Annotated in this window: 11 protein-coding genes, 1 tRNA gene and 1 riboswitch; of the genes, 7 read left to right on the top strand and 5 right to left on the bottom strand. The window is 34.6% G+C overall.

What is annotated here, in order from left to right; translation table 11 throughout:
* Nucleotides 1-150: 150 nt before the first annotated feature.
* A complete protein-coding gene (gene mnmA / locus BN2667_RS07400) occupies nt 151-1,236 on the bottom strand; it encodes a tRNA 2-thiouridine(34) synthase MnmA (protein ID WP_054252691.1) in 1,086 nt (361 codons plus the stop codon).
* Nucleotides 1,237-1,284: 48 nt separating this feature from the next.
* Entirely contained in the window at nt 1,285-1,716 is a 432-nt protein-coding gene (locus BN2667_RS07395; RefSeq protein WP_054252690.1) for a Fur family transcriptional regulator, read from the bottom strand.
* Nucleotides 1,717-2,036: 320 nt separating this feature from the next.
* Here BN2667_RS07395 and BN2667_RS07390 point away from each other — a divergent pair, with 320 nt between their 5' ends.
* From BN2667_RS07390 to BN2667_RS07375, 4 genes are all read left to right on the top strand, one after another.
* On the top strand, nt 2,037-8,063 hold the full coding sequence (locus tag BN2667_RS07390) for a G5 domain-containing protein (protein ID WP_054252689.1): 6,027 nt from the start codon (nt 2,037-2,039) through the stop codon (nt 8,061-8,063).
* A 49-nt stretch (nt 8,064-8,112) separates the two neighbouring features.
* Nucleotides 8,113-8,895 carry a class B sortase gene (locus BN2667_RS07385; RefSeq protein WP_054252688.1) on the top strand — a complete coding sequence of 261 codons (783 nt, stop codon included), beginning with the start codon at nt 8,113-8,115 and terminating at the stop codon, nt 8,893-8,895.
* Nucleotides 8,896-9,234: 339 nt separating this feature from the next.
* On the top strand, nt 9,235-9,777 hold the full coding sequence (gene lepB / locus BN2667_RS07380) for a signal peptidase I (protein ID WP_075967908.1): 543 nt from the start codon (nt 9,235-9,237) through the stop codon (nt 9,775-9,777).
* Nucleotides 9,778-9,787: 10 nt separating this feature from the next.
* Nucleotides 9,788-10,138: an arsenate reductase family protein gene (locus BN2667_RS07375; RefSeq protein ID WP_054252687.1), complete on the top strand. Its 351-nt coding sequence runs from the start codon at nt 9,788-9,790 to the stop codon at nt 10,136-10,138.
* A 54-nt stretch (nt 10,139-10,192) separates the two neighbouring features.
* Here BN2667_RS07375 and thiT read toward each other — a convergent pair whose 3' ends face one another.
* The 3 genes from thiT to BN2667_RS07360 form a co-directional block, all read right to left on the bottom strand.
* Entirely contained in the window at nt 10,193-10,723 is a 531-nt protein-coding gene (gene thiT / locus BN2667_RS07370) for an energy-coupled thiamine transporter ThiT (RefSeq protein ID WP_054252686.1), read from the bottom strand.
* 56 nt (nt 10,724-10,779) lie between these two features.
* Nucleotides 10,780-10,879, bottom strand: a riboswitch (TPP riboswitch).
* A gap of 45 nt (nt 10,880-10,924) precedes the next feature.
* A complete protein-coding gene (locus BN2667_RS07365; protein ID WP_054252685.1) occupies nt 10,925-11,572 on the bottom strand; it encodes an HAD family hydrolase in 648 nt (215 codons plus the stop codon).
* Between the two features lie 52 nt (nt 11,573-11,624).
* A tRNA-Cys gene (locus BN2667_RS07360) sits at nt 11,625-11,698 on the bottom strand.
* A 267-nt stretch (nt 11,699-11,965) separates the two neighbouring features.
* Between BN2667_RS07360 and BN2667_RS07355 the strand changes: the two genes are divergently transcribed.
* The 3 genes from BN2667_RS07355 (at nt 11,966) to BN2667_RS09370 (ending at nt 14,349) form a co-directional block, all read left to right on the top strand.
* Nucleotides 11,966-13,186, top strand: coding sequence for an aromatic amino acid transport family protein (locus BN2667_RS07355; protein WP_075967907.1), 1,221 nt, complete (start codon nt 11,966-11,968; stop codon nt 13,184-13,186).
* A gap of 14 nt (nt 13,187-13,200) precedes the next feature.
* Nucleotides 13,201-14,094 carry an acetamidase/formamidase family protein gene (locus BN2667_RS07350; protein WP_054252684.1) on the top strand — a complete coding sequence of 298 codons (894 nt, stop codon included), beginning with the start codon at nt 13,201-13,203 and terminating at the stop codon, nt 14,092-14,094.
* A 117-nt stretch (nt 14,095-14,211) separates the two neighbouring features.
* Nucleotides 14,212-14,349 carry a hypothetical protein gene (locus tag BN2667_RS09370; protein ID WP_156191369.1) on the top strand — a complete coding sequence of 46 codons (138 nt, stop codon included), beginning with the start codon at nt 14,212-14,214 and terminating at the stop codon, nt 14,347-14,349.
* The last annotated feature ends 655 nt before the right edge of the window (nt 14,350-15,004 follow it).

Genomic DNA, 15,004 nt, shown 5'->3' with positions numbered 1-15,004 from the left:
TTTCGTCTTTTATTTATTATAATATAATAATAGAGGAAAGGGCAAGATGGAGATTTTTGTTAATGGGGACGAACCTAAAGGAACGTCCCCGTTTTTTTAATATCAAAAAAATGAGACGATACTTAACTTCGTCTCATTTTTCAAATACATTTATTTTGCAGACTCTAAAGTCCCTCCGCCGACAACATAATCATCTAAATAGAAAACTGCTGCCTGGCCTGGGGTGATGGCTCTTACTTTTTCTTTAAAGGAAATTTTTACCCTGCCATCATCAAGAGGAGAAATAACTGCGTCAGTTGCCGATTGGGAATATCTGGTTTTTACTTTGACATCCATTGGACCGTCAAGACTTTCCATGTAGATAAAGTTTACATCAGATACAATTGCTTCACTAGAATAAAGGTCTGATTCCTCTCCAAGAACAACTAAATTTTTCTTAGGATCAATGGCAACAACATAGGCAGGCTTTCCAAGGGCGATTCCTAGGCCCTTTCTTTGGCCAATGGTGTAGTGGGTGTGGCCCTTGTGGTCGCCGAGAATTTTTCCATCCTTGTCTACAAATTTTCCTGGACCTGGATTTATATTAAGCTCTTCTCTTAAGAACTTTTCGTAGTCGCCGTCAGGAATAAAACAAATATCTTGCGAGTCCTTTTTGTGGGCGACATCTAAGTGGCCGTCTTCTGCAAGGTCTCTGGCCTCGTCTTTACTAAGTCCTTCCATTGGAAAGAGAACACGACTAAGTTGGTCTTGTTTTAGGCTGTAAAGGACATAGGTTTGGTCCTTTCTAGGATCAGCTGACTTTCTCAAAAGATACCTGTCCTTGGTCTCATCGTATTCAATTCTTGCGTAGTGGCCAGTTGCAATTTTATCAAAACCAAGTTCGTCTGCTAGGTCAATGAGCTTTGAAAATTTTATATAGCGGTTGCACTCAACACATGGATTTGGAGTTCTGCCTTCTTCATAAATTTTTCCAAATTTATTTATAACCTTGTCCACAAAATCTTCGCGATAGTCTAAAAGATAGTGGGGAAAGCCAAGGGTTGCTGCAACTTTTTTTGCATCTTCTTGGTCCTTACTTGTTCCACAGGCCTTATTAGATTCGTCTTTTTTATCAAAAAGTCTAAGGGTGACGCCAGCAACTTCGTAGCCTTCTTTTACCATTAAAAGGGCAGCAACAGAAGAATCAACGCCACCAGACATTGCAATTAAAACCTTCTTATTAAAATCTCTTTTCATTGTAAATCCTCTTTAAAAAATTCCCAAAAAAAAGAAGCACCTAGGCTTCTAATTTTTTTTAAGTTTTTCTTCCTCTAAACAATCCTTACACAGGCCCTTTAAATAAATATCCTTGCTATCAACAGCACAATCAGCAAGTGTTGATGTATCAAGGTCCAAAGCCCTAATAGCCAGGTCCTCAATTTTTCCGCAGGCCTTACAAATAAAATGCGCATGGTCTTCTAAAATCATATCGTAGTGGATTTCAGAATTATCAAAATTAATTTCCTTAATAATTCCCCTGTTTAAAAACAACTTTAGATTATTATAAACAGTTGCCTTAGAAATCGTAGGCAGGTTTTTTGATAAATCAATATAAATTTTATCTGCTGTAGGATGAATGTGATTTTCTTCTAAGTACTTTAACATTAAAATTCTTTGAGAAGAAGGGCGAATGTCCCTGTCTTCTAAAAATTTTCCATAAGTATCGAAACTTGTCATTAATTTCCCTCCTATCAGTTTAAATTTAAAATCGTTCTAAGTAATTTGTTATATTATATGCGAATAAATATTAGTTGTCAAGAAGATGACAAATCCCACTTTAGAAATAAAATTAAAAACGTAAGTAAAAAATATATAAAACAACCAAGACTAAAATAAAAACGATAACTTTACAAACCTTGCAAACACTAATGTGTAAAATTGATGAAAGAATAGAAAAAACTTTATAATTAGAATCATTAGTGTTATAATACGCATACAATAATTAAACGGAATATAATAAGTATAAAGTGAAAACTTTAAAAGTTAGGAGTAAAAAAATGAACCAAATACCAAAAGAAAAAATCAAAGTAAGAGCTCCTTATTCTAATGAATACATTAAAAAGATTCTATTAGGAGCATCACTAGTAGCAGGAGTAGGACTACTAGGATCTGCAAGCCCAGTTCACGCAACAAACATGGCAGAACCAACTGCTATCGTTGAAAGCACAGAACGAGAAAGCATATCCATATTCCAAACCCCTAGCGACCAAAGAGAAGAAGCTGAAAAAACTTCAGAAAGAGAAATAAGTATTTTTAATAGAGAAGCAGAAGCAGCTCAAGCTAAAAAGACTTATGAAAGTCAACCAAGTATAATTAATAACCAAGAAGCAATTATCAAAGAAGCAAAAGAAGTAGAAGAAACAAAAAATTCTTCAATGGAAAGCAAGGAAATAAACAGAACCCAAGCTTCAGCTAGAAGAAGGGCAATGGCATCCAGACCTAGAATAAATAGACCTACTAGCACACCTAGTCCAAGATTAAATACTAGTAGCTTTAACCTACAAAAAGCAAACATATTAGCCAATGGATTAGAAATGTTTGGAGATACAAATTTTGGAATTCAAAAAGCACCTCAAATGGCAACTGATCCGAACTATTTAAAAGATGAGAGAAACGTAGGATTCTATAAGGATACCCAAATAGAAAGAGGAAATGGTCCATATGTCGGATATACTCCTACTACTGAAATGGATAGGTTTATAGATGGTTATCGCTACAATACCTTAGAACCATCTGCAACTGCTGAATCGAAAACTAAATATGGTTTTGAGATTGAATTTGACAAAGAAAAAGGTCAAAGAACCTATACTAGTTTTGGGTTTAGTAACTCTGGTCTTTTGAAGAATTTACTAGATCCTGTAACTATTTCTGCAAAATCACCAGAAGAAGGCAGTCTTGGAGATGGATTTAAAGCACCTAATTATAAGGCTAATACAGTTCTTGAAATTACTCCTGCCGGACGCCAAATGAATTTGAGTGCTCTTAATACTATAGAAGATTTAGAGCATATCAACAATAAAGATATTACAAACACAACTATGGTTTGGGAAGGTAACTACACAAAAGATAATCCTAATGGACTGAGAGCTACTCAAGGAAGTAATGCTTTATATAGCTTTACAGTTAATCCATGGCCAAATGAAAATGATATGCTTGACCTCATATACCTAAATGGAGATTATGACAAAAAAGAATTTGTCCAAGGTCAAATTATAGAAACTGGCATAAAGGTAGAAAACCTTGACGACAATGCAAGAGAAAGACTAGTAGGTCAAGTCTACCATCCGGTATCAGGAGAAGTTGTCCCAGGTGCAGAAGCCTATATCGATAAAAATGATATGGTTGTAGTTAAAATGCCAGAGGGTGCTCTAAAGAAAGACGCCAATGGCAAGACTGTAATCAATGAAGAATCTATCTTTAGCAAAGCTGGATACAAGAACATTCAAAGTTTGGATGTAAAATTCTTTGCTCGTCCAAGGACTAAAGCGGAGTTTGAATCGATTGCTGGAGATAATTATGGAACATATACGGAAACAGGTGCTGGTACTGAAACCATCAACCACAAGGGCCAATCTGTAACAATAGACAAACAAGGTATCCCTCGCTATGACCACTACAACATAGTAGGTGAATTCAAGATTAACCTTGACGACACTATGTACTATGACCAAAGGTTTGAAGATGGAAACGGTGATGATACTACAAAGGTAACTTCATCAGCTGTAAAACCAGAAGAGCCTTTTGAAGTTAAAATTGTACCACCAGCTAATCCTGGTGAAACTGACAAGTCAGCTGCAGATATGAATGGTGCAGAAAGCAGGGGAGAAGCTTCCGGAGAGTTAATACTAGATTTTATTGAAAAAGAAAATAAAGGCAAAGCACCAGAAGACCAATGGAAGATAGATGTTGACGAACATGATATTTCTAAATTTACTATCACTCCCCCAGCATCAGCCAAGGCAGGAGACTTTGTGGCTGTAGCCGTAAAATATACCTATACAAATGGATCTACAGATACTCACTGGTTCCATTTTGTTGTTCAAGAGTCAACCTATATAAAACCAGAATATGATGCTCAAGTTAACTTCCCTTTCAATAAGCAAACATCACCAGCTACATGGACTGAAGATGGAAAGAGAATTCCACCAAGTAGATTTACTCTTCCAGACACTCTAGAAACTGATGAAGAAGGCAACAAAATAGCTACTGATGATAAGGGAAACAAATGGATTGTAACCCTTGATGAAAAAACGGGTCAAGTTACAGCTCAGCCAGTTACCCCAAAAGACTTTGATGGTGGAGAAAAGCTTACAGTACCTGTAATTGCTCATTATGTAGATGAACAAAAACCAGGCGAAGATATAACTGAAGAAGTCAATGCCTATTTCGTAATAGAAGAAAAGGCAAATATGACTCCTCGTTACAATGCAAAAGCAGGTAAAGAAGGAGATGAGCTTTCTTCAGATGTTATCTTAAACGAAGAAGATAGGTACAATAGAAGACCAGGCAAGTTTACCCTTGATTCACCAACTTACACAGATGATAAGGGCAACGTTTGGAATGTAACTATAGATGAAAAGACAGGCACAGTCACAGCTACAGTACCAAATGCTGAAGAAGGCAAGACCATTGACGGTGCCCTACTAAATGTCCCAGTAACAGCCCACTATTATGAAGAAGATGAAGAGGGCAATATTGTTGAGGCTGGAACAAAACAAACAGAAGTACAATTTGTTGCATCAGGTACAGATGGAACTTATACAAAAACTCAAGAAATTCCTTTTGAGACTAAGGTAGAAAAAGATCCTAAGCTTGCAAAAGGTGAAATCAAAGTTATCACTGAAGGTAAGCTAGGTTCTAAAGAAGTAACTTATGTTATCAAAGACTCTCAAATTGATGAAAGTAAGACAACAGAAAAAATATTAGAAGAACCTCAAGAACGTCTAATTCACGTTGGTGAAGGCACAAATGACGGAGAACACAAGATTGAAGAAAAAGTTGAAGTTCCTTATGAAGTTGAAATAGAATTTGACGACAGCCTAGCACCAGGTGAACAAAAAGTAACTCAAGAAGGAATACCTGGAGAAAAAACTAGAACTACAACTATCACAATCCAAGATGGTAATGTTATAAATACTCAAGTAGGAGAATTTACTGAAACAAAAGCACCACAAAAGAAAATTATTAAAGTAGGCGCAAACACTGAAGGTAAAGTTGTTCACGAAGAAAAAATTCCGTTTAAGTATGAAATTTCTTACGATCCAAATCTAAAATCAGGCGAATATGTTATAGATGTACCTGGAACTGAAGGAACAAGAAAGACAACTTGGACTATTAAAAACTCTGAAATAGTTGGAAAACCAGAAGTTGAAACTACAGACCCAGTGAATGCCGTAATTAGAGTTGGTAAGAAAGACTTCACAGGAACCCTTGAAACTAAGAAAACTAAGGCTATCGAATTTGAAACAGAATATAAGGTTGATAATTCATTAGAACCAGGTCAAGTAGTAGTAGAACAAGAAGGCTCTCTTGGTGAAGAAGAAACTACAGTAACTCACACTATCGTAAATGGCGAAGTTACTAAGTCAGAAGAAGGTACACCAATAATTACTAAACAGCCAGAAAAGAGAATTGTAAAAGTTGGTCCAGGAAAAACTGAGGGAACTCACACAATCGAAGAAAAAGCTGAAGTTCCATTTGAAGTTGAAATCCAATTTGATGACAGCCTAGCCCCAGGCGAACAAAAAGTAACCCAAGAAGGTGTTCCAGGAGAAAAAACCAGAACTACAACTATTACAATTGAAAATAGTGAGGTTACAAACACCGAAGTTGGAGACTATAAGATTACAAAAGAGCCAGTTAAGAAAATTATTAAAGTAGGTAAAAAACCAACTGAAGGAACTCACGAATACACCAACAAGATTCCTTACGAAGTTGAAGTGATAGTAAACCCTAAACTTAAAAAAGGCGAACACAAGGTTGTTCAAAAGGGTGAGCCAGGAGAAGAAAAATATACTATTACCATAGAAAACTCTAAGGTTACAAAAACAACAGGTCCAGAAAGAACCAAAGAGCCAATAAAAGAAATAATTGAAGTTGGCGATGAAGATTTCACTGGAGAATTTGAGTATGTTGACAAGGAAGTAATTCCATTTGATACTATTGTAAAAATCAATCCAAATCTTGCACCAAATGAAATAAAAGAAATTACACCAGGTGAAAGTGGTTCTAAAGAAAGAACTGTTACTCAAAAATATACTAACGGTGAAAAAGGCGACTTAGTTGTTGGAGAATATAAAACAACTAAAGAACCAGTAACTAGAGTTATTGAAGTTGGTTCTAATACTACTGGCCAATACAATGAAACAGAAACTATTCCATTTGAAGTAGAAGTTAGAAAAGACCCTTCACTTAAAAAAGGCGAATGGAAGTATGATGAAATTGATGGCGTTCAACAAACAGGTGAATATGGTCTAAAGGAAAGAACTATAACTATAGTTAATTCTCAGGTTACAGAAATATCTGAATTTAAGACAACTAGAGAACCTAAGAAAGCAATAATTTTAGTTGGTGATGATGACTTTACTGGAACTTTCGAAACTAAGAAGACCAAGCCTATTCCATTTGAAATAGAATATATTGTAGATGAAACTTTGGAGCCAGGCAAAACAGTTGTTGTACAAGAAGGAGAACCTGGCGAAGAAGAAGTGACAGTAACTCACACTATAGAAAATGGAGAGGTTGTTAAATCAGAAGAAGGCGACCCTGTAAGAACAAAGGAACCAGTTAAGAGAATTGTTAAAGTAGGTAAAAAACCAACTGAAGGTGAAGTTACTGAAACTATTGAAAGGGAAATTCCTTTTGAAACTAAGATAATTTATGACGAAAACCTTGATGCTGGCTTCCAAGAAATTGAACAAGAAGGTAAAATAGGCAAGGAAAAAGTTACTATCACACAAGAAATTAAAGATAGCCAACCAGTTGGCGATCCAACAAAAACTATTGAAACTATTGAAGAAAAGGAAGATAGGGTAGTTAGAATTGGTGTTAAGCCAGTTGAAAGAGAAGTTGAACTTGGTCACGATACAGAATATAGATACAATCCACAACTAAAACCTGGAGAATTAAAAGTTATCGAAGAAGGCTCTGAAGGATATGTAAAATACACCGTTACCTTTAACAAGGAAACTGGCAAACTTGAAGTCAAAGAAGAAAGAGTTGAGCCTAAGAATAAGATTGTAGAATATGGATCTAAGACTGAGGGAGAAGTAAAAGTTAAAAGCGATATTCCTTTTGAAGTTGAAATTATAGAAGATCCAGAAATGGAAGCTGGCAAAACTGAAGTTGTTCAAGAAGGTGAACTAGGTAAGAAAGAAACTACTATAAATATTGAAAACAGCAAGGAAGTTTCTAGGGAAGAAAATATAATCAAGGAACCAGTTAAGAAGATTATAAAAGTTGGAACTAAGAATGTCTGCGAAATCCCACCAGTAGATCCGACAGATCCAACAGATCCAACAGATCCAACAGATCCGACTGATCCTGAAGATCCAAAAGATCCAGGAAATCCAGGCGGCGTAGATAAACCAGATCCAAAGGATCCAGAAGATCCATATTATCCACCGATACCAGGAAGACCTGACAGACCAGACAGACCTGAATATCCAAGACCAGGAGATGATAGGCCAATAATACCTTGGAGCCCTAATCCAATTAGGCCAATAACTCCAGGAAATGAAGAACCAGGAACTCCAGGTACAGAAGAGCCAGGTAAACCAGGTGAAGAAAAACCATTTGAACCAGGAACACCTGAAAGAGAAGAACCAACTAAAGACCCTGTAAACGAAGAAACAAATGATCAAGTAAGCAGTCCAGAAGAAACTAGAGAAGACTCAGCTTATAGAGATTCAGATTTAATTCCAAAAACTGGAGACGAAACAAAACAAGGACTTTGGTTAGGTTTATCAGGCTTCTCTTTAGCAGGCTTATTAGTAGCACTTAAAAAGTATTTTGAAAAAGAATAATTTTTAATGAGAACTAGCTAGTCTAGTTCTCATTTACATAGGAGATATAATGAAGAAAAAATCAAAACTACTAAAAGTCTTAATAATAATATTTGCCCTTGGCCTTATTGGGTCGCTATCAAAATTTATAAGCATTAGATACAAGGGAATAAAAGAAGAAGAAGCCTTTGAAAACCTAAGGCAGACAGTAGAGATCACAAAAGATAAACCGAAATCAAAACCAATAAAAGTAGAGGTTGAAGTAGAAACTAAGGAAGATCCAAAACCTGACTTTACAAAATATAAAGTTCTTAAAGAGACCAATCCTGATTTTTGCGGGTGGTTAAAAATTGAAGGTACTGCCATTGACTATCCTGTTATGATCACGCAAGACCAGCCTAGATTTTATATGAGAAGGGGCTTTGATAAAGAATATTCTTTAAGTGGAACTCCTTTTGTTGGAGTAAACGGCGACGTGGATTCTGATATGTTTATAATTTATGCCCACAATATGTCTAACGGCACAATGTTTTCTCAGCTTGACTCCTACAAGGACCAAGAATTTTTTGAAGACCACAAGAGATTTTCTTTTACGACTATTAATGAAGAGAGAACTTATGAAGTCTTTGCAAGTTTAAAGGTCAAGGTTCCAGTTGAAAACGACCTGGCCTACTATGAATATTCAGGTGACTTAGAAGATTACGATTACGAAGATTTAGTAAATTATTTGACAGCCAATTCTCTAATTGCAGCTGAAGGGCCAAGGGACAGGGAACAAATTTTAATTCTCTCAACTTGTTCCTACCATACAGAAGACGGAAGATTTATTATTGCAGCAAAGAGAATAAATTAAGATTATGTATGGGTCTGTCCCTTGTGGACTGACCCTATTATTTTTGTTTAATATTTGGGGATATTCCTTCAGATGTGTCCCCCTTTCTCACGTTATCACCGACTGGGTAGAATCTGACTGCCGTCAGGTGTTTCCTCATTTATAAAACTTTGTGGCTTTACCGGGGACAGGACCAAAGGGACAGTCCCCTGCACACTTTCGGGGACATTCCTTCAGGTGTGTCCCCTTTATCACGTCATATTTCCTCTCACTTAGCCAAAAATCTAATTGCACCTTACATTATAAATATTTATGTTGTATAATAGAAGTTGTTAAAAATTTTTGAAAGACAGGTAAGTTATGGATAAAAAAGAATTTAATCTTATGCATGAAATTGGATCTTGGATAATGGTTTTAGTTTCTGCTATTGTTTTGGCATTTTTTATTAAGACCTTTATTTTTAATACTGTACAAATTGATGGACCGTCTATGAACCCAACCTTAGAACATGGAGACAGGTTAATCACATTAAAGATTCAGTATTTTTTTAAGAATCCTGCTAGGGGAGATGTAATTGTTTTTCAATCTCCAATTGAACCTAGCAAGGAATATATTAAAAGAGTTATTGGAGTTGAAGGTGACGAAGTTAGAATCGAAGATGGCTACGTCTATGTAAATGGAAAAAAATTAGAAGAGTATTATATTGAAGATGGCATCTATACCTTTATCCAAGAAGAAAGTTCTTGGAAGGTAGGCGAAGACAAGCTCTTTGTCCTTGGAGACAACAGGCAGGTCAACAAGTCCATTGACTCTAGGTATTTTGGAGAAATTCCAATTAATACTGTTGACGGCAGGGGAGTTTTTAGATACTATCCTTTCAATAAAATAGGACCAATCCACTAAAGGAGGCCCAATGAATATACAAATTTTCGGATCGACCAAGTCTTTTGATACAAAAAAGGCTGAGAGATTTTTTAAAGAGAGAAATATAAAAGTTCAAGTAATAAATATAAAAGAAAAACCAATGTCCAAGGGAGAGCTAACTAGCGTAGTTAATGCTTTAGGAGATCTTGACAAAATAATTGACCCTAAGGCCAAGGACAAAAACGCCCTGGCACTTATTAAGTATTCTCCAGATGAAACTAAATTTGAAAAACTTTTAGACAGCCAACAGCTTTTAAAACTGCCTATTGTTAGAAATAAACAAAGAGCTACAGTTGGAGTAGATGAAAAGACGTGGGCTGCTTGGATAGAAGAAAAATAAACACAAAAAAGACTTAAGAGGAAATTGACCTCCTAAGTCTTTATTTTTTTGATCTTATTTGTTTACTGTATCAAATACCTTGTTGTAGACAATGGCAATTAGTACTACTGTTAAAATTATTTCTGGAATCATATAAGTTGCGTTGTAGCCTATTGAATATCTCCAGACGTTCATGCCTTCTGGGGCATAAGATCCCCAAACTATAACTCCTGATAGTACTAACATTACAAATCTCATAAATCCGCCGACTAAACCGCCAAGTAAGGCTCTTTTTAAATCCTTAGTCTCTGTGTGGAAGATTCCTGCTAGTCCCATCATTCCATATCCTAGAACATAGTCTAAAATAATTGATGCAGGATGAAGGACAAAGCCGCCTAACATAAATTGAATAACTCCGTAAATACAGGCTGCGAAAAATCCGTCTTTAAGGCCGTAAAGTATTGCAAATAAAATTATTGGCACCATGGCACCTGCAGTTATAGATCCGCCTTGAGGCATCCTAAAAACTTTTACATAAGATAAAACTGTTGATAGGGCAATCATTAGTCCTGCCATTACCATTTTTCTTGTTGAATTATTTTTCATTATTTCCTCCTTGCCAGGCAAACAAAAAAACTACCAGCACAAGTGCAAGTAGTTAAGAAAAAAATTAGTGACTTCGCTCCGACGGCATTATCCGCATCAGCTTCTAAGGGTCGAGACCAAAGTCTCCTCTCAGCACTTGCTCCCCTGGACTATATTTATTTATAAATTTATTATAGACCTAATAAAAAAGTTTTTCAAGGTCTAGGCTTTAATAAGGTCATCAATTATTGGGATGGCCTCTTTAAGATTTTTTACTATATAAGTTGCCTTAGAAAAATCATTGTCAGCTGTATAAGGAGTTGGAATGGCTATGCATTTTATTCCTCCCAAGGCTGAAGCGATAACACCTTTTTCTGCATCTTCTAAAGTTATACATTCAGATGGCTTTAAGCCTAATTTTTTTGCAGCCAGCAGCCAAACTTCTGGATCAGGTTTTCTCTTTTTAACGTCATCAGCTGCTAGAAAAAATTCCATATACTGGTCTAGGTCCAAGGCCTTTAAAATAAATTCAACATCAAAGCCCTTTGATGCAGATGCAACTGCCATAGGAACCCTGCCATAAAAATATTTGACAAAGTCATAAATGTAAGGCATTGGCTGAAGGTCAGAGTGGAGATATTCTTCATAGTGAATATTTTTAATTGCCCTAATATCATCAGCTTCTAGGTCTGATCCTAGGATTTTTAAAACATCTTCAGTTCCGTAACCAATTTGGATCCAGTGCTTTTTATAAAAGTCGTCAGAAATCTCCATGCCTTTTTCTCTAAAGGCCTTTTGAAAACTTTTCATGTGCAGCCTTTCTGTATCTGAAATAAGGCCGTCTAAATCTAAAATTATTCCCTTAATCATTTAATCACCTAATTTATTGTATAAAAAAAGCAGCTATCTTTCAAGCTGCTAATGGAGGTGGTAGCCAGATTTGAACTGGCGGTAAAGGTGTTGCAGACCTGTGCCTTACCACTTGGCGATACCACCACAGGAACTTTATAATACCATAGTTATTTATAAAATTCAAGAGCAAAAGAAGAAATTGTAAAAGAATTATGACATTAAGCAAAAATTACGTAAAATATTTGTGACTTTTAACAAAGACAATTTTTAAAAAAGCATTTTAAAAACTTTTTAAATTTGATATACTAAAAATAGAAAACTTTATTTGAAATATTAGATTTTAGGGAGTGATACCAATGTTTCTGTAATTGATAATTAAAAAAATTATAAATTTTTCAGGAGGGTTTAAAAATGGATAATAAAAGAAATGAAAATATTCAAGCGTTAAAAACGCATAAGCTAACATTTTGGGAAGCTTCAATGACTATAGTAGGAGCTAATATAGGAGCTGGAGTATTAGGACTTGCTTATTCTGCTAGATTAGCTGGTTGGCCAATATTAGTAATGTGGCTAATAATTGCCGGATTCTTTACAACTTGTTCAATGTTGTATGTGGCTGAGTCCACACTAAGAACTGAAAAAAATATGCAACTTCCAGGTTTAGCAGAAAAATATGTAGGATCAGTAGGTTCATGGGCTATATTTTTTTCAGTCGCTGCAAATGCAATAGGATGTTTAATTTCCTATACGGCTGGAAGCGGAGCGATATTAAATGAATTATTTGGTATTTCATTACATTTAGGCAGTATCTTATTTACAATTCCAGCAGTTATAGTTGTTTATTTAGGATTAAAAGCTACAGGTGTTGGAGAAAAAGTAGTTAGTTTTGGTATGATAGTGTTACTTATCGTGATAGTTTTAGCGTCATTCCTATCGGGTAAAGCTGAAATTAATAACGTTATCTATACTAGTTGGAGAAATGCAGTACCAGTTTTTAACGTTGCTTTATTCTGTTACATCGCACAGTATTCTGTACCTGAACTTGCTAGAGGTTTAAAGGATAGACCAAAAGAGCTAGCTCCGTCAATTATAACAGGTATGGTTATAACTTTTATAATGCTTAGTGCTGTTCCACTTGCTGTTTTGGCTTTAGCTGGTCCAGAAAATGTTACAGAAGTAGCAACAATTGCTTGGGGTAGAGTACTTGGAGATTGGGCCCTATTTATAGGGAATATTTTTGCGCTTTTTGCAATGATGACTTCTTATTGGGCAGTTGCAGGAAGTTTTGTATCTAATATAATTGATAAATTTAAATTTAAAGACGACAGTGATATAAAAACTAGAATTTTAATTATAGCAATAATAGTCGTCCCATCATTTTATTTAGCTTATTCCAACACTGTAAGTTTTGTTGATGCTATATTTTTAGCAGGTACATTTGGTGGAATTATAATGTCAATAGTGCCTGTACTTATGATTAGAGGAGCTAGAAAAAATGGTGATAAAGAACCTGAATGGACATGTGGATGGATTGCTAGTAATATTGTGCAAATTTTATTAATAGTAATATTTTGTGCAGGAGCAATATATGCAATCTTAAGTATGCTAGGATTACTTCCTGTAGGCTGGTAAAGTGAGGTAAATTTATGCAAATTTTAAGTAAAAATAATGTAATTTATCATTTTTCACCTGATGATAAGCCTGTTTATTTTGTTAAAGATGGAGAAACTTTTTGGGTTGAAACAGATGACTGTTATAGTGGACAAATAAAAACAGAGCATGATCTTAGGCCAAACATTGATATTTCAATAATGGATGCTGCAGTAGGTCCTATAGCTATAGAAGGTGCAACTACAAATGATATTTTAAAGGTGGAAATTTTAGATATTGAATTTGATAATCACGGTGTTATGGTAACTTCTCCTGGACTTGGAGTATTAGGTGATAAGATTTCAGAAGCTGACACAAAAATAATACCGATTAAAGACAATAAGGCCTATTTTTCTAAAAATATTATTCTACCATTAACACCAATGATTGGAGTTATAGGTGTATCTCCAAAAAATGATCCTATACACTGCGCAAAGCCAGGTGATCATGGCGGAAATATGGACACCAAGATAATTACTATAGGGTCTACAGTTTATTTACCTATATTTCAAGATGGAGCTAACTTATCAGTTGCAGATCTTCATGCTTGTATGGGAGATGGAGAGTTAAGTGGAGTTGGCCTAGAGACTGCAGGACGAGTAAAACTAAAAGTTGAATTAATAAAAAATAGAACGATAAATATGCCTAAAGTTGAGAGAGATGATTGTATATATACAATAGCAACTAGAGATACGATAGATGAAGCTATTAAAACAGCTGTTGCAGAAATGGTAGAAATATTGGAAGAGAAATTAAATTTAGACTTTCAAGATGCTTATAGATTACTAAGTGCTACTTGCGACATTCAAATTTCTCAAGTTGTAAATGGAGTTTTTACACTAAGAGTAAAATGTCCTAAGTATGTAATAAATAATGAAAATTTGTTTTAGATGACTTACAGAAACACCCTCTTAAAAATATTTTTAAGAGGGTGTTTTAAATTTAATACACTACTCTAACATAATGTGAGATAATTTCGGAAAATAAAATTAATTAAAAGGAAAAACATGAAAGATTTTGTTACGATTCAAGAATTATTAAACAATAAGTGTTTAGGAGCCTCTAATATAATAACTAGATTTGATGGATTAAATAACAAGGCCAGAAATGTAGTTGTACTAGAAACTCCAGCTGGTACAGTATAGCTTAAAGGTAGTGAAATAGTTTGACAGTTAGATATGCATTTATGAATCTAATAGAAACTTATAATGGGAAATAAATCTTATTCAAGTTTACAAATAATAAAAAATATTATTATGATTATAATTCAAAATTACATAAAACTTTTTCAACGTATATCACAAATGATTTAATAAGATATAAATTACCGAAGGAACTTCATATACATGTCGAAATTTTGAAGTATAAATTATATAGAATAGAAAACACTACAAGGCAGATACTTATTAAATAATTGTAGACAGATTATGCCATTAATTCAATCAAAAGGTATGTTAGGATACTATGATAGTACATATAAAACCAATAAAAATTCTATGATTAAGCCTATATATGAAAACTAAAACCTCTTATATAATAAAATATAAGAAGAGTAAAGAGAAAAAAGAAAGAGAATTTCTGCATTTTAATCTTTTCTTTTGTTTTAGGTATAACTGTAGTAATTTTTTTAGATTCATTTAATTCTGATATATATTACTATAAAATTGATTTTAAGTATACATTTGAACCTATATTAAGTTACATAATTAAAGAAGATATGGAAGTAATAGTAATTGGGGTAACTAAAGAAAATTTAAAATTAGCATCTACGATGTTCGATAAAGATTTGTTAGTAGAGGT

The sequence above is a fragment of the Neofamilia massiliensis genome (assembly GCF_001299475.1).
GTDB lineage: Bacteria > Bacillota > Clostridia > Tissierellales > Peptoniphilaceae > Neofamilia > Neofamilia massiliensis.
Note: the sequence above shows the minus strand (reverse complement) of the source record. Positions and strands in the feature narration are given on the sequence as shown.